The 15,105-nt window shown below is 66.8% G+C and carries 17 protein-coding genes; 7 read left to right on the top strand and 10 right to left on the bottom strand.

Features of this window, described 5'->3' with window-relative positions; genetic code table 11:
• Nucleotides 1-64: 64 nt before the first annotated feature.
• Both ACLBKT_RS14300 and ACLBKT_RS14295 read right to left on the bottom strand, forming a co-directional pair.
• Entirely contained in the window at nt 65-694 is a 630-nt protein-coding gene (locus ACLBKT_RS14300) for a glutathione S-transferase family protein (protein ID WP_410183571.1), read from the bottom strand.
• Nucleotides 687-1,709: an NAD(P)H-quinone oxidoreductase gene (locus ACLBKT_RS14295; RefSeq protein WP_410183570.1), complete on the bottom strand. Its 1,023-nt coding sequence runs from the start codon at nt 1,707-1,709 to the stop codon at nt 687-689. Before ACLBKT_RS14295 ends, ACLBKT_RS14300 begins: the two co-directional genes overlap by 8 nt.
• Before the next feature lie 100 nt (nt 1,710-1,809).
• On the opposite strand from ACLBKT_RS14295, the gene ACLBKT_RS14290 reads away from it, so the two are divergent.
• The 3 genes from ACLBKT_RS14290 (at nt 1,810) to ACLBKT_RS14280 (ending at nt 5,687) form a co-directional block, all read left to right on the top strand.
• A complete protein-coding gene (locus ACLBKT_RS14290; protein WP_410183569.1) occupies nt 1,810-2,013 on the top strand; it encodes a DUF1192 domain-containing protein in 204 nt (67 codons plus the stop codon).
• 132 nt (nt 2,014-2,145) lie between these two features.
• Nucleotides 2,146-4,506: an ATP-dependent Clp protease ATP-binding subunit ClpA gene (gene clpA, locus ACLBKT_RS14285; protein ID WP_410183568.1), complete on the top strand. Its 2,361-nt coding sequence runs from the start codon at nt 2,146-2,148 to the stop codon at nt 4,504-4,506.
• Between the two features lie 176 nt (nt 4,507-4,682).
• Nucleotides 4,683-5,687 carry a ligase-associated DNA damage response exonuclease gene (locus tag ACLBKT_RS14280; protein WP_410183567.1) on the top strand — a complete coding sequence of 335 codons (1,005 nt, stop codon included), beginning with the start codon at nt 4,683-4,685 and terminating at the stop codon, nt 5,685-5,687.
• Nucleotides 5,688-5,874: 187 nt separating this feature from the next.
• Here the strand turns inward: ACLBKT_RS14280 and ACLBKT_RS14275 are convergent, their stop codons facing one another.
• The gene (locus tag ACLBKT_RS14275) at nt 5,875-6,189 is read right to left on the bottom strand and encodes a hypothetical protein (RefSeq protein WP_410183566.1); all 315 of its coding nucleotides are present in this window, start codon (nt 6,187-6,189) and stop codon (nt 5,875-5,877) included.
• A 95-nt stretch (nt 6,190-6,284) separates the two neighbouring features.
• Here ACLBKT_RS14275 and ACLBKT_RS14270 point away from each other — a divergent pair, with 95 nt between their 5' ends.
• The 4 genes from ACLBKT_RS14270 to ACLBKT_RS14255 are packed head-to-tail and all read left to right on the top strand — an operon-like array spanning nt 6,285 to nt 9,657.
• Nucleotides 6,285-6,878 carry a YdeI/OmpD-associated family protein gene (locus tag ACLBKT_RS14270; RefSeq protein WP_410183565.1) on the top strand — a complete coding sequence of 198 codons (594 nt, stop codon included), beginning with the start codon at nt 6,285-6,287 and terminating at the stop codon, nt 6,876-6,878.
• Nucleotides 6,878-8,476: a cisplatin damage response ATP-dependent DNA ligase gene (locus ACLBKT_RS14265; RefSeq protein WP_410183564.1), complete on the top strand. Its 1,599-nt coding sequence runs from the start codon at nt 6,878-6,880 to the stop codon at nt 8,474-8,476. The genes ACLBKT_RS14270 and ACLBKT_RS14265 overlap by 1 nt, the downstream gene beginning before the upstream one ends.
• A 20-nt stretch (nt 8,477-8,496) precedes the next feature.
• Nucleotides 8,497-9,012: a DUF1993 family protein gene (locus ACLBKT_RS14260; RefSeq protein ID WP_410183563.1), complete on the top strand. Its 516-nt coding sequence runs from the start codon at nt 8,497-8,499 to the stop codon at nt 9,010-9,012.
• A gap of 12 nt (nt 9,013-9,024) precedes the next feature.
• Nucleotides 9,025-9,657: a YoaK family protein gene (locus ACLBKT_RS14255; RefSeq protein WP_410183562.1), complete on the top strand. Its 633-nt coding sequence runs from the start codon at nt 9,025-9,027 to the stop codon at nt 9,655-9,657.
• Here the strand turns inward: ACLBKT_RS14255 and ACLBKT_RS14250 are convergent.
• From ACLBKT_RS14250 to ACLBKT_RS14220, 7 genes are read right to left on the bottom strand one after another with little or no spacing between them, the layout of a single operon-like run.
• Nucleotides 9,654-9,935 carry a DUF167 domain-containing protein gene (locus ACLBKT_RS14250; protein ID WP_410183561.1) on the bottom strand — a complete coding sequence of 94 codons (282 nt, stop codon included), beginning with the start codon at nt 9,933-9,935 and terminating at the stop codon, nt 9,654-9,656. The genes ACLBKT_RS14255 and ACLBKT_RS14250 overlap by 4 nt on opposite strands.
• Nucleotides 9,935-10,501: a gamma carbonic anhydrase family protein gene (locus tag ACLBKT_RS14245; RefSeq protein WP_410183560.1), complete on the bottom strand. Its 567-nt coding sequence runs from the start codon at nt 10,499-10,501 to the stop codon at nt 9,935-9,937. The genes ACLBKT_RS14250 and ACLBKT_RS14245 overlap by 1 nt, the downstream gene beginning before the upstream one ends.
• Nucleotides 10,498-11,055, bottom strand: coding sequence for a GNAT family N-acetyltransferase (locus tag ACLBKT_RS14240; protein WP_410183559.1), 558 nt, complete (start codon nt 11,053-11,055; stop codon nt 10,498-10,500). The genes ACLBKT_RS14245 and ACLBKT_RS14240 overlap by 4 nt, the downstream gene beginning before the upstream one ends.
• On the bottom strand, nt 11,052-11,606 hold the full coding sequence (locus ACLBKT_RS14235) for a GNAT family N-acetyltransferase (protein ID WP_410183558.1): 555 nt from the start codon (nt 11,604-11,606) through the stop codon (nt 11,052-11,054). Before ACLBKT_RS14235 ends, ACLBKT_RS14240 begins: the two co-directional genes overlap by 4 nt.
• Entirely contained in the window at nt 11,603-12,151 is a 549-nt protein-coding gene (locus ACLBKT_RS14230; RefSeq protein ID WP_410183557.1) for a GNAT family N-acetyltransferase, read from the bottom strand. The genes ACLBKT_RS14235 and ACLBKT_RS14230 overlap by 4 nt, the downstream gene beginning before the upstream one ends.
• Nucleotides 12,144-13,139, bottom strand: a complete 996-nt coding sequence (gene hemB / locus ACLBKT_RS14225; protein ID WP_410183556.1) for a porphobilinogen synthase — start codon at nt 13,137-13,139, stop codon at nt 12,144-12,146. Before hemB ends, ACLBKT_RS14230 begins: the two co-directional genes overlap by 8 nt.
• 44 nt (nt 13,140-13,183) lie before the next feature.
• Complete coding sequence (locus ACLBKT_RS14220) at nt 13,184-14,998, bottom strand: M23 family metallopeptidase (protein WP_410183555.1); 1,815 nt, start codon at nt 14,996-14,998, stop codon at nt 13,184-13,186.
• Nucleotides 14,999-15,105: the final 107 nt, after the last annotated feature.

Raw genomic sequence — 15,105 nt, 5'->3', positions numbered from 1 at the left:
TACACGTGACTCTCAAGCCCGTGGCGGTTTCGCGTCATGTTTTCAGAACCATGACAGGCGCGCATCAGTCCATCGGGATGAAACCGGGCAGTCCTTCGACGCGGGCGATCCATGCGCGGACATGGCCATAGTCGCCAAGGCCGAAGCCGCCTTCCTCGGCGACATGGGTATAGGGGAACAGCGCGATGTCGGCGAGGGTCGGAGCGTCACCGCAGAAAAAGGCGTGGTTCGCCAGATGCTTGTCCATCACCTCCAGCGCCGCATGGCCCGCCATGCGCTTGGCGATGATCTGCGCGCGCTGGGCGTCCGAGAGGTTCGCCTCGCCCACGAAGCGCAGCCAGAAGCGGAGCGTGGCCACGTTAGGCTCGTGGTTGTATTGTTCGAAGAACATCCAGCGCAGCATGTCGGACTGCGCGAAGCGATCCGCCGGGATCAGCGCCGAGCCATGGGCGAGATACCAGCAGGCGGCATTGCTCTCAGGCAGGAAGCGCGCATCGGCCCCTTCGCCGATCTGGAGCACCGGGATACGGCCATTGGCGTTGACCTTGGCGAGAAATTCGGGCGTGCGGGTCTCGCCCTGCATGATGTCATAGGCGCGCGTCGCCAGCGGCAGGCCGAGCAGCGCGGCGGTGAGCTTGATCTTGAAGCAATTCCCGCTGCGGGGGTCTTCGTGGAGGGTAAGCGCCTCAGCCACCGGCGACTTCCAGCACAATCTTGCCGATGTGATCGCCTTTTTCCATGCGCGCATGGGCAGCGGCGGCTTCGGCGAGGGGGAAGGTCATGTCCATCACCGGGGACAGTTCCCCGTCGCAGAACAGCGGCCAGGCATTGTCGGCGATCTCGTCCGCGAGCGCGGATTTGAAGCTGTCGGAGCGCGGGCGCAGGGTCGATCCCGTCAGCGTCAGGCGGCGCATCATCACCACCGCCATATTGATGTCGGCCTTCGCCCCGCCCAGCACCGCGATGGTGACGTGGCGGCCATCTTCGGCCAGGCATTTGAGATTGCGCGCAACATAGTCGCCCGACACCATGTCGAGCACCACGTGGACGCCCTTGCCCTCGGTATGGGCCATGACCGCCTCGACAAAGTCGGTCTCGCGGTAATTGATCGCGAGATCCGCGCCGATCCGGGTCGCGGAAGCGCATTTGGCGGTGTCGCCGCAGGTGACGATGACCTCAAGCCCGAAAGCCTTGGCGAGCATGATCGCCATGGTGCCGATGCCGGAGGTGCCGCCGTGGATCAGCACCCGCTCCCCATCACGGGCGAGGCCGCGCTCGAAAAGATTGTGCCACACGGTGAACAGGGTCTCGGGCAGCGCGGCGGCTTCGGCCAGCAGCATGCCTTCAGGCACGGGCAGGCAGTGTTGCCAGTGCGCCGCGCAATATTCGGCATAGCCTCCGCCCGGCGTGAGGGCTGCGACATATTGCCCGATCATCTCGCGCGGGACTTCGCTGCCGACTGCGACGATCTCGCCCGAAACCTCAAGGCCCAGCAGCGGCGAGGCCCCCGGTGGCGGCGGATAGGCACCCGCGCGTTGCAGGCAATCAGGACGGTTGACCCCGGCATAGGCGACGCGGATCAGGACATCGTCAGGCCGCAGACGCGGAACCGGGCTGGTTTGCAGCCGCAGCACCTCCGGCCCGCCCGGCGCGTCGAAGCCAATCGATTGCATGGTCTCCGGCAAGGCGACCCCGCTGCTTGCAACCATCACAATCTGCCCCCAATCCACCGCAGTTAACTATGTCGCATGTGCGAATAACCGTCTCGCCGATTGACAGCAAGCCGCTTGGGCCTGATGCTGCGTCGCAATGGAAGAACCCGATCGCCCACGGCCCAGCGGAGACGCGGCGAGTCGCCTCGGACACGAGGACCTCGGCCCCTATTCGCAGGCCGAGCTGGATGAACGGATCGCGCTGCTCGAGACCGAGATTGCCCGGGTGAGGGCGCACCGCGACAAGGCGGCCGCTCACCGCGCCGCGGCCGATGCGCTGTTCGGGAAGGGCGGCGGATGATCCGCGTGGACCTGTTCAGCGTATCACCCTTAGGGGATTCGCAATTTGCGCGGCCCCACCCATATTGTTGGAAACCGGCTCCCCCCGCTCCTTCGCCACGAGCACCCTCTCTCAGCTGAAAAGGCCTCTCCCATGCCCAGCTTCGCCCAGAACCTCGAACGCACGCTGCACAACGCGCTCGGCAATGCGTCCGAACGTCGGCACGAATATGCCACGCTCGAACACCTGCTGCTGGCGCTGATCGATGATGAGGACGCGGCGCAAGTGATGGCCGCCTGCGGGGTCGACCTGGCTGAACTGGGCGAGGTGGTGAAACAGTACCTCGATCAGGAATACCAGAGCCTCAAGACCGAGGACGGCGCCGATCCCCAGCCCACCGCCGGTTTCCAGCGGGTGATCCAGCGCGCGATCCTGCACGTCCAGTCCTCGGGCAAGGACACCGTCACCGGCGCCAATGTGCTGGTCGCGCTGTTCTCGGAACGCGATTCCTACGCGGTCTATTTCCTCCAGCAGCAGGATATGAGCCGGCTGGATGCGGTGAGCTTCATCAGCCATGGCATCGGCAAGGGCGGCCGCCAGATGGAGCCCAAGACTCCGCAGGGCACCGACAAGGCGGATGAACCTGCACAGACCAAGGAAGCGGGCGGCGGCAACAAGAAGGAAACCGCGCTCGACCAGTTCACCGTCAACCTCAACGCCAAGGCCGAAAGCGGCAAGATCGATCCGCTGATCGGCCGCGGGCCCGAAGTCGACCGGACGATCCAGATCCTGTGCCGCCGGTCCAAGAACAATCCGCTCTATGTCGGCGACCCCGGCGTGGGGAAGACCGCGATTGCCGAAGGTCTGGCGCGCAAGATCGTCGAAGGCGATGTGCCCGAAGTGCTGCTGCCGGCGGTGATCTACTCGCTCGACATGGGCGCGCTGCTGGCCGGCACGCGCTATCGCGGCGACTTTGAAGAGCGCTTGAAGCAGGTCGTGACCGAGCTTGAAGCCATGCCCAACGCGGTGCTGTTCATCGACGAGATCCATACGGTGATCGGCGCGGGCGCGACCAGTGGCGGGGCGATGGATGCTTCGAACCTGCTCAAGCCCGCCCTGTCGTCAGGTGCGATCCGTTGCATCGGTTCGACCACCTACAAGGAGTTCCGCAACCACTTCGAAAAGGACCGCGCGCTGCTGCGGCGGTTCCAGAAGATCGACGTGAACGAGCCCACCATCGAGGACACGATCAAGATCCTCAAGGGTCTGCGTTCGGCCTTCGAGGATCACCACAAGGTCAAGTACACGCCCGACGCGATCAAGACCGCGGTGGAGCTCTCGGCGCGCTACATCAATGATCGCAAGCTGCCCGACAAGGCGATCGACGTCATCGACGAAGTCGGCGCGATGCAGATGCTGGTGCCGCCCAACCGCCGCAAGAAGACCATCACCGCCAAGGAAATCGAAGCGGTGATCGCGACTATGGCGCGCATCCCGCCCAAGTCCGTCAGCAAGGACGACAAGAAGGCGCTCGAAAACCTCGAACGCGATCTGAAGCATGTCGTCTTCGGGCAGGACGAGGCGATCACCCGCCTTGCCACCGCGATGAAGCTGAGCCGTGCAGGGCTTCGCGATCCCGACAAGCCGATCGGGAGCTTCCTGTTCTCCGGCCCCACCGGCGTCGGCAAGACCGAAGTGGCGCGTCAGCTTGCGAACATCATGGGGATCGAACTCAAGCGGTTCGACATGTCGGAATATATGGAGCGGCACTCGGTCAGCCGCCTGATCGGCGCGCCTCCGGGCTATGTCGGCTATGATCAGGGCGGCCTCCTCACCGATGCCGTCGACCAGAACCCGCATTGCGTGCTGCTGCTCGACGAGATCGAGAAGGCCCACCCCGATCTGTTCAACATCCTGTTGCAGGTGATGGATAATGGCCGCCTGACCGATCACCACGGCAAGACGGTGGACTTCCGCAACGTGGTCCTGATCATGACCACCAATGCCGGTGCGTCGGACATGGCGCGCAGCGGGATCGGGTTCGGCGATGTGTCGAAGGCCGATGCCGGGACCGAGGCGGTGAACAAGATGTTCACGCCGGAATTCCGCAACCGTCTGGATGCGATCGTGCCCTTCGCCTATCTCGGCAAGAGCATCGTCGCCCGCGTGGTCGACAAGTTCATCCTCCAGCTGGAATTGCAGCTGGCCGAACAGAACGTCCATATCCAGTTCGACAGCGACGCCCGCGCGTGGCTGGGGGACAAGGGCTATGACAAGCTCTACGGCGCACGTCCGATGGCCCGTCTGATCCAGGACAAGATCAAGCAGCCGCTGGCGGAAGAACTGCTCTTCGGCAAGCTGGCCGAAGGCGGCGAAGTCCATGTCAGCATCAAGGATGGCAAGCCGTCCTTCGAGATGACTCCGGCCCCGCCGAAGGTGAAGCCGGTGAAGAAGGTGTCGGTGAAGAAAAGGGCGCCCGCAAAGAAGCCCGCGACGGAAACCGACGAGGGCTGATTGCCGAAAGTCCCTCCCCGTCCCGCAGGGATGGGGAGGTGGCAGCGCGCAGGGCTGACGGAGGGGTTCCACCCCTTGTGCCTTACCCCTCCGTCACCGCTTCGCGGCGACACCTCCCCATTCCTGCGCGAGGGGGAGGAATGGAACCCTTGCCGCTTGCGACTCGTATTTCCTCCATGACCGCCCCCTTTTCCTGGATCCGGCCCGAGCCGCACGGCATCCATGTCGTCCCCGCCGACATCTGGGTCGATCCGTCTCGCGCGGCGCCGCGGGCCTTGGTGACCCATGGCCATGCCGACCACGCGCGCGGCGGGCATGGCGAAACCATCGCGACGCCCGCGACGCTGGCGATCATGAAGTTGCGCTACGCCACCTCGGATGGTGCGGTGCCGGTCGCGTATGGGGAGAGCATCAGCCTCGGCGGGGGCGTATCGGCAACCTTCCTGCCCGCGGGCCATGTGCTCGGCTCGGCGCAGATCCTGCTCGAACACGCGGGCGAGCGGGTGATCATCACGGGCGATTACAAACGCGCGCCCGACCCCACCTGCGCGCCGTTTGCCGTCACGCCCTGCGATATCTTCATCACCGAGGCGACCTTCGGCCTCCCGGTCTTCACGCATCCGCCCATCGGCGAGGAGATCGCCAAGCTGCTCGATGCGCACGCGGAGAATCCGGACGCCTGCATTCTCGTCGGCGCCTATGCGCTGGGCAAGGCGCAGCGGGTGATCGCGGAACTGCGCGCGGCGGGGCACACGGACACGATCTGGCTCCACGGCGCAATGGAGGCGATGTGCCGGCTCTATGAGGAACACGGGGTGGCGCTGGGCGATCTGCGCCTCGTCAGCGATGCGGCCAAGGATGACATGCGCGGTGCAATCGTGGTCGCCCCGCCCTCAGCGCTGAACGACCGCTGGAGCCGCCGCCTGCCCGATCCGATCACCGCCATGGCGAGTGGCTGGATGCGGGTCCGCGCCCGCGCCCGCCAACGCGGGGTCGAATTGCCGCTGGTCATCTCGGACCATGCCGACTGGAACGAACTCACCCGCACCATCGCGCAAGTGAACCCGCAAGAGACCTGGATCACCCACGGCCGCGAGGAAGCGCTGCTGCGCTGGTGCGAACTCAGCCAGCGCCGCGCCCGGGCGCTGGCGCTGGTGGGCTATGAGGACGAGGATGATTGAGGGGGTGGAGGAAGGGCTTGCCCCTCCGTCAGCGCCCGGCGGCGCTGCCCCCTCCCCATCCTTGCAGGGCGGGGAGGGACGATGTCGTGCGCCAACCGCTCGGCAGACCAGTGCCTCCCCGTTCCGCAGGGATGGGGAGGAGGGCCGACCGCGCAGCGGGTGGTGGAGGGGTTCCCCCCTCCCGCGTTTACTTGATGGCGGCCAGGTCGGCGGCGATCTTGGCCAGCATCTCGTCAGTGATCAGGCCCTGCGAGAAGGGTGCGACCGTCTTGAGGCTCAGCGACTTGAACTGTTCGTATGCCGGGTGCTGCGTGAGGTCCATCCCGTTGAAATGCTTGGCCACGGCTGCCTTGGCGCGTTCATCCGCCATCAGCACCTCGATGGGGGTGTCGATGCTGAAGGCCGCGGCCGGCGCAGTGGCTGGCACGCTGTCATCGGCGAAAGCAGGTGTCGTCAGAGCAGCAACGGTCAGGCCCAAGGCAGCAAGCGGAGCAAACTTCATAACAGCGAATCCTCGTTGAAGACGCGCACCCATGCGGCGTCGGTGAAGCGCACTAGCGCATCCATATGGCTGCGCAATGAATGTGTGAGCGGCCGATGAGCGCGCGGCTCGATCATCTCGAACGGGTCGAAGTGGCCAGCACCCAGGAGCTTCGCGCTTGGCTCGCGGCGAACCACGCGTGCGGGCAATCGGTCTGGCTGGTGACAGGCAAGAAGCAGGCCGGCGCGGGCTACATTCCCTATGCCGCGATCGTCGAGGAGCTGCTCTGCTACGGCTGGATCGACAGCCTGCCGCGCGCGCTCGACGCAACACGGGCGATGCTGCTGATCTCGCCGCGCAAGCCGGGCAGCGCATGGTCGAAGGACAACCGCGAGCGGATCGCGCGGCTCGAAGCCGAGGGACGAATGGCCGCGCCCGGCCGCGCCGTGGTCGAAGCCGCGCGCGCTGATGGGGCGTGGGAGCGACTGATGGCGACCGAAAGCGGCAAGGCCCCGACCGATCTTGCCGAGGCGCTGGCGGAAGCAGGCGCGCTGATGGGGTGGGAGGGTCTGAGCCTTTCGGTGCGCCGCCGCAGCCTCGAACTGCTGCTCGCCGCCAAGCGCCCCGATAGCCGTGCCGCACGGATCGCCCGCATCGTCACTGCCGCGCGCGAGGGGAAGGACCCCACGGCCTGGAGGCCCAAGGTCTGATGGAGGAATTCGCCGCCCTGCTCGACGCGCTGGTCTATACGACCAGCCGCAACCGCAAGCTCGCGCTGATCGCGGCTTACCTGCGCGCGGCGCCCGATCCCGATCGCGGGTGGGCGCTGGCCGGCTTGACCGAGGGATTGGATTTTCCGGCGGTGAAGTCATCGACCGTGCGCAACCTGATGATGGAGCGGGTCGATCCCGTGCTGTGGGCGCTCTCGCGTGATTTCGTCGGCGACACGGCTGAAACGGCGAGCCTGCTGTGGCCGGAGCCCGAGGATGCCCCGCCACAAGCGCCCCTCACGCTGGCCGAGGTGGTGGAGCGGCTTGCCGCCCTCACCCGCGCGACCGCGCCGCGTGAACTGCCCGCGCTGTTCGACCGGATGGATGCCAAGGGCCGCTATGCGCTGATCAAGCTCGCCACCGGGGGGATGCGCGTGGGCGTTTCGGCACGGCTTGCCAAGACCGCCTTTGCGCTGGCCTTTGATGTCGCGGTCGAGGAGGTTGAGGAATATTGGCACGCGCTCACCCCGCCCTACACCGAACTGTTCCAATGGGCCGCTGACGGTGGCCCTGCGCCCGATCTCGCCGGTGTCCCGCGCTTCCGCCCCTTCATGCTGGCCCATCCGCTGGAGGACAGCGCGGTCGATCTTGCCGACTACGCTGCCGAGTGGAAATGGGACGGCATCCGGGTCCAGCTGGTCAGGGCAGGCGGGGAAACGCGGGTCTATTCGCGCTCGGGCGACGATATCTCGGCGAGCTTTCCCGAAATGCTCACCGTGCTGCCGATGGACGCGGTGCTCGATGGCGAATTGCTGGTGCGGGGATCGGCGCAGGGCGGCGAGGCTGGCGGGGCCGCCAGTTTCATTGCGCTGCAACAGCGGCTCGGGCGCAAGACCGTGTCGGGCAAGATGCTCAAGGAGGCCCCCGCCTTCGTGCGGCTTTATGATGTGCTGCTGCTGGACGGCACCGATTGGCGCGAACAGCCATGGAAGTCGCGCCGCGCGACTTTGGAGGGCCTGATGCCGCGCCTGCCCGCCAGCCATTTCGACCTCTCCCAACTGGTCGAGGCCGAGGACTTCGCCGCGCTGGCCGCCATCCGCGACACCGCGCGCGACGAGGCCATCGAAGGGCTGATGCTCAAGCATCGTGAGAGCCCCTATGTGGCCGGCCGCAAGGTCGCGCTGTGGTACAAGTGGAAGCGCGATCCGCTGCTGATCGACTGTGTCGTGATGTATGCCCAGCGCGGGTCAGGCAAACGATCGAGCTTCCATTCGGATTTCACCTTCGGCTGCTGGGACGGCGATCCCGATGCGGGCGCGGAGCTGTTGCCGGTGGGCAAGGCCTATACCGGCTTCACCGATGCCGAGCTGAAACAGCTCGACAAATTCGTGCGGCAGAACACCCTGAACCGCTTTGGCCCGGTGCGCGAGGTGAAGCGGGAGTTGGTGTTCGAGGTGGCGTTCGATTCGGTCCACACCAGCAAGCGCCACAAGAGCGGGCTCGCCATGCGCTTCCCCCGCATCCACCGCATCCGCTGGGACAAGCCCGCGCACGAGGCGGACCGGTTGGAGACGCTCAGGGCGTTGATAAAGGACTGATCGGCGCGTAACCCCTGCCCATGCAAACTAACACGCTGCTGCTCACCACCTATGACAACCTGCTCGGCTCGCTCGATGGCTGGCTGACGAAGGCCGCCGATCACGAGCGCGGCGACGCGCTGCTCGATGCGAGGTTGGCCGAGGACATGTTTCCACTTGCCCGCCAGATCCGCTTTGCCTGCAACCTGCCGGGCGAGGCGATGGCCGGGGTCGCCGGGGTGGCCTATTCCTCGAGCGATATCGACGATACCACGCTGGCGAGCGCGCGTGAGCGGATTGCCGCGACCCGCGCGCTGATTGCGGGCTGGCAAAGCACCCCGTTCGGTGCCGATGATGCCCCGGTGGAGTTTTCCCTCGCCAACGGCATGACCTTCGACTTGCACACCGAAAGCTATGTCCGCGATTGGGCGCTGCCGCAGTTCTATTTCCACGTGATGAGCGCCTATGCGATCCTGCGCGCTGCGGGCGTGCCGCTGGGCAAGGCGGATTATGTCGGCTTCATGTTCCGCTATCTGCGCCAACCGCCTGCCGCCTGAGGCGCGGCCATAATGCACCGCTATGACCCCGCCCGCCAGCGCCTCGCCCTCGGGCTGGCCGCGCTCGCGGGGCTGGTGGATGCGACGGGGTTTGTGGTTGCTGGGGGTTACTTCACCAGTTTCATGTCGGGCAACACGACGCGGATGGGGGTGGAGCTGGTCGATCGGCCCGCATTGGCGCTGGCGCCGCTGGGATTGATCGCGTGCTTTCTGACGGGCGTGATTGGCGGCGCGGTGATCGGGCGGCGCTTTGCGGGGCGGCACAAGCGGGTGCTGCTCGGAATCGTGGCCATCATGCTGAGCGCAGGCGCGGGGTTGCTGGCGGCGGGCCTGCCGGTGCCCTTCCTCGGGCTCGCGGCAATGGCGATGGGTCTCGCCAATAATGTCTTCGTGCGTGATGGCGAAGTCACCGTGGGCGTCACTTACATGACCGGCGCGCTGGTGCGTTTTGGGCAGGGTGTGGCCGCAAGGCTGGCGGGCGAGCCGCTGGCCTCGACGCGCGGCTATGGCCTGTTGTGGAGCGCGCTGGCGCTGGGCGCGGCGGCGGGCGGTACGCTGTGCCTGATCGCCCCGCTCTGGGCCGCCGCCCTCGCTGCGCTGGCCGCACTGGCGCTGTGGGGCTTTGCCTTCACGGTCGAGCGCTAAAGCTCCACCGCCAGCAGCTTCTCCCGCGAAGTCACGCCGCGCAACAAACTGACGCGCGAGGGCGCCAGCCCGAGCGCCCGCGCCACCACCTGGATCACCGCGTCATTGGCTGCGCCCTTGTCGGCCGGAGCGCGGACCTTCACCAGCACGGCCTCGGGGGTGAGGGTCACGCTCTCCTCGCGCGCGCCTGGGGTGACCTTGAGCGCGAGGCGGCCGCGCGCATCGACCCGCGCCCGCAGCGCTGCGGCATCCGGCATCAGAGCCGGAGGACGCGCCATCAGCCCAGCGCGGCTTTCACCGCCTCGGCGTGGTGTTTCGCGTTCTCGGCATAATGGGCGACGCCCATCCGCATCCCGGCAATCGCAGGCTCCGGCAGATCGCGCATCTTCACCGCCGGACGCCCGCCCCACAGTTCGCGCTCACCCATCACCTTGCGCTCGGTCAGCATCGCGCCTGCGCCGAGCATCGCGTCACTCCCGATCACGGCCTTGTTCATCACAATCGCGCCGAGGCCCACGAACCCGCGATCGTGGATCGTGCAGCCGTGGACCACCGCCATATGGCCGATCAGCACATCATCGCCGATCACCAGCGGTGAGCCATCGGGATCGCCCGGACGCGGCGGGTCGCAGTGCAGCACACTCCCGTCCTGAACATTGGTCCGCTCCCCGATGCGGATCGAGAACACGTCGGCGCGCAGCACGCAATTGTACCAGATCGAGGAGCCCGCGCCGATTTCGACATCACCGATGATGGTGCAGCCGGGGGCGATGAAGGCGGTGTCGTGGATCACCGGCGTCTTGCCGTGGATCGGGATGATATTGACGCCGGGTCGGTGTGTCATTGCTGGCTTTCCCATTCTGCGCGGGTGATGGCATATTGGATCAACGGACGTTCATGCGGCTCCAGCGCCGGATCGTCAAAATCAAGCGCGGGCCGCCGCGTCATGCCGAGTTTGGCCATGAGCCGCCAACTGCCGATATTGGCCTCGCACGTGACAGCGACGAGGTGCGGCACGGCGTGCACCGCGAAGCCCCAGTCCATCACTGCGCGCATCGCCTCATGCGCATAGCCCATGCGCCAGCGGTCCTCGCGCACCACCCAGCCGATTTCGTGATCGGTGGGATTGGGGGCGAGCGGATGGGCGATCCGGCGCAGCCCGCAATGGGCGACGATGTCTCCGGTTGCGCGTTCCTCGGCCAGCATGAAGCCGAAGCCCTCGGCGGCAAAGCTGGCGCGGGACGCGGCGTGCTTCGCTGCGATCACCGCACGCGGCTGCACCCCGCCAAGGTGCCGCATTACCGCGGGCGTGTTGAGCAGCGCCATGTGCGCATCGAGATCATCCTCGCCGATCTGGCGCAGCACCAATCGTTCGGTCGTCAGCACGATTGCCGTCATGCCGCCGCGCGCCATTGGTCGCGGGTGATGCCATAGGCGATGATGCGCGGATCTTCGGAGCCGAAGTCGGTGCTGTCGAAATCAAGATCAGCGCGCCGCCCCATCCCGAGCCGCCGCATCAAGCCCCAGCTGCCGGTATTGCCCTGAACCGTCAGTGCAATCACCTCATCCGCGCCGAAATGATCGAAGGCCAGCGCGAGCGAAGCCGTGGCAGCCTCCTTGGCATAGCCCTTCCCCCAGGCATCCTCGCGCAAGCGCCAGCCGACCTCCATCATGCCCTGCGGTCCCCCCGGTTGATTCGAGCGCTTCAACCCGCAGAAGCCGAGCAGCGCGCTGTCTGCCTTGCGTTCGACCACCCAAAAGGTGTGGCCGTGCTCCGCGCGATAGCTTTCGATCCGCGCCTCCCCGGCCGCGCGCGCCGCTGCGTCCTGCACCCCGCCGAGCCAGCGCATGACGGCGGGCGTGTTGGTCGCCTCCCAGAACACGGACCAATCCTCCGCGCGCCAATCGCGCAAGATCAGGCGGGTGGTTTCGTGGCGGAATGCGGTCATGCGGGGGCGTCCATCGACCATACGGTGGTGGGATTGTCTTCCGGCGGGTAGTCGGGATCGTGGTAGCCCAGCTCAGGCCGCGCGGTGAAGCCGAGGCGCTGCATCATCCGGGTCGAACTCCCATTCGAATCACTGGTCTGCGAATAGAGCACCGGCAAAGCCAGCGTAGTGAAAGCATAGGCAATAACCGCCCGCGCCGCCTCGGTCGCATAGCCGTGGCCCCAATGGGCTTGCGCGAACGTCCAGCCGATCTCGCGCTGGCCTTGCAACGCCTCGGGCGCGGCAGGGGAGCGCAGGTGGAACAAGCCGCAGCGACCCACCCGTGTCCCGCTGTCACGCAGCCACACCGTCCAACGCTGATGCCCGCCGCTGTGGAAGGCAGCGATATCATCGGCCAGGCTCTCGGCTACCGCCTCGGGCGCGCGCACCCCGGCGAGATGGCGCATCACGCTCTCGGTGTTCATGTGTTCGAGCACCCACGGCAGATCCTCTGCCACGGGCGGGCGCAGGATCAGCCGCTCGCTCGCCAGTATGTCGTCAGCCATTCAACAGGCGGGCGACATGGGCGGCGTGATAGGTCAGCACCCCGTTGCACCCGGCGCGCTTGAAGGCGATCAGCTTTTCCAGCACCAGCGCATCGCGATCCCCGATCCCGGCGGCCTGCGCGGCCTCGATCATCGCGTATTCGCCGGAGACCTGATAGGCGAACACCGGCACGTCGAAGCGCTGCTTCACCCGGTAGATGATGTCGAGATAGGCGAGCCCCGGTTTCACCATCACGCTGTCCGCGCCCTCGGCAATGTCCATCGCCACTTCGCGCATCGCCTCGTCGGCGTTGGCGGGGTCCATCTGGTAGGCTTTCTTGTCGCCCTTCAGCAGCCCGCCGCTGCCCACCGCATCGCGGAACGGGCCGTAGAAAGCGCTGGCATACTTCGCCGCGTAGGACATGATCTGCACGTTCGGGTGCCCGTTCATCTCCAGCGCCCGGCGGATCGCGCCGATGCGGCCGTCCATCATGTCGCTGGGCGCGATGATGTCGGCGCCTGCGTTGGCCTGATTGACCGCCTGATCGACCAGCATCGCCACGGTCTCGTCATTCACGACATAGCCCGCGTCATTCACCAGCCCGTCCTGCCCGTGGGAGGTATAGGGATCGAGCGCGACGTCGGTCAGCACGCCGATCGAGTCCCCGCAGGCGTCCTTGATCGCGCGGATCGCCTGACACATCAGGTTGTCGGGATTATGCGCCTCGGCCCCGTCGTCGCTGCGCAATTCGCGCGGGGTGTTGGGGAACAGCGCGATCACCGGAATGCCGAGATCGGCCGCCTCTTTCGCCCGCGCGACAATCCCGTCGACCGACCAGCGCGAGACGCCCGGCAGCGTCGCGATCGGCTCTTCCACGCCCTTGCCCGAGGTCACGAACAGCGGCCAGATGAGGTCGGAAGGGGTCAGCACCGTCTCGCGGTGGAGCGCGCGGCTCCAGCCGGTGGCACGGGTGCGACGCAGGCGGGTGTTGGGGTAATGTCCGGTCATGCGGGCAGGCTTACGCCCAATCGCGCACGCTCGACAAGTGCTCGTTACGGCGTGGTGGCAGGCTTGGCCGCGCGCGCAGTTTCGACCTTCTCGATCTCGCGCCCCGGCTGCTTCACCTCGTTCGGCAGCGGGGCGAGATCCTTGAGCGCTTCACCCACGCTGATCTCCTTCAGGCGGGCCAGCTGGCGACGGAAATCGGCCAGTTCGGTGCCCGAAAGCTCGGCGCGGCTGACGAATTGCACGCTCGCCGGATTGATCGCTCGCCCGCCGCGATACATTTCGTAATGGAGGTGCGCGCCGGTCGACAGGCCGGTCGAGCCGACATAGCCGATCACCTGCCCGCGCCGCACCTGCTGGCCGGAACGGACCGCCATCTGACTCATGTGGCAATAGCGGGTTGCCAGACCGCCGCCATGCTCCAGCCGCACTGCGATGCCGCAGCCGCCCGCGCGGCCGGCGGCGCTGACGCGGCCATCCGAAACCGCCACGATCGGCGTGCCGTAACGCGCCTTGAAGTCGATCCCGGCGTGCATCCGGGTGTAGCCGAGGATCGGGTGGCGGCGCAGGCCGAAGTTCGAGGTGATCGCGCCCGGCACCGGGGCCAGCAGCCCGCGCCGTTGCTCTCCCACGCCCGAGGCTTCGTAGAACCGCCCCTCGCTCCCCCAACGCATCAACTGCGTGCGCGGACGGCCGCCGCGGTCGATCCCGGCATAGAGCAACTGCCCCGCCTGCCGTTCACCCGTCGCCGCACGGCGATAGGCGATGATGATGTCGAATTCGTCGGCCGATTTGACCTCGCGGTCCATGTCGATCTGCGCGTCGAGCGCCTTGAGATATTCCTGCACCGCGCTGGCCGGAACGCCCGCCTGCCGCATCGAGCGGTAGAGACTGCTGCCGACCACGCCGCGTACCCGCAGCGGCGTTTCATCGACGCGGATGATGTTGCGCTTGAGCGCCAGCGGGCCGGAGGGGACGACCGGCGTGCCATCCTCCGCAATCGTGCCAACGCCGGGGCGGGTCAATTCAAGCTCCAGATCAAAGCGGGCGCGGAACGCCAGGCTGTCGAGCGGGCGCGGCGCACCCGGAGCCGGGCGGCGGCCAAGCAGCACATCCATCTGCGTGCCGGGCGCAATATCGCCCACGGCCACGGCTTGCCCCACCAGCGCGGCCGCGCGGTCGATGTCGCCCGCGGCGACACCGGCGCGGCGCAACATCGAGGCGAAACTGTCGCCCGGCGCCAGTGTCACCACCAGCTGGATCTGCGGGCGTTCGGGTGCACTCTTGAGCGGGATCACCGCTGCGGTCGGCCCCATCCGGCGGCCACTATCGGCGCCCAGCGCCAGTGGCAGGATCATCTGGCTGCGCATCTCGCTGGCGACATCCGCGCTTTGGGGCATGGCGGGGCGCGCTTCGAGCGGCGTGAAATCGGGCCAGAACGCCAGCGCCACCGCGCCAAGACCCACCATCGTCCCCAGCCCGCGCAGCCAGCGGCGGCTGCCGATATCCTCGGCCAGATCGGGGGCCAGGTCGAGCCGGGCGAACCAATCCGAGGCGGCATGACGCCATGACGCATGCCGCTTGCCAAACTCACGCAGCCATGCGGCAGTCTGATCCTTGGCGTTCTGCGTCCTGGTGGGCGGAGCGGGCCGCGCGGAATTGCCCTGATTGGGCAGCAGTTCGGCCACGTTGGGTGCGTGGATCTGGTCGCGCGGCACGGGAGCAATCACGCGCGGGTCGGCCGCACTGTCAGGCGCGTCATGAGCCTCGGGCTCATCCATCAATTTCCGCGCATGATCCAACATTTCTGCCCCGATGGCTGCACCCGTGAGGACGTCTCGTCCGACGGCCGCGCGTGCCATGTCGCATTTCTTTGCCCGATCATAGTAAATGCACGGTTAACCAGCGGCCAATTGCATCGCCCGCGCGCCCGGACGTTTCCCTTATGCGCAGCCCCGGTGGACGGGCG

Origin of the sequence: Erythrobacter sp. W302b (assembly GCF_046452395.1) — a bacterium.
Lineage (GTDB): Bacteria > Pseudomonadota > Alphaproteobacteria > Sphingomonadales > Sphingomonadaceae > Erythrobacter.
The sequence above is the reverse complement of the archived record's forward strand: the minus strand, read 5'-3'. Positions and strand labels throughout refer to the sequence as shown.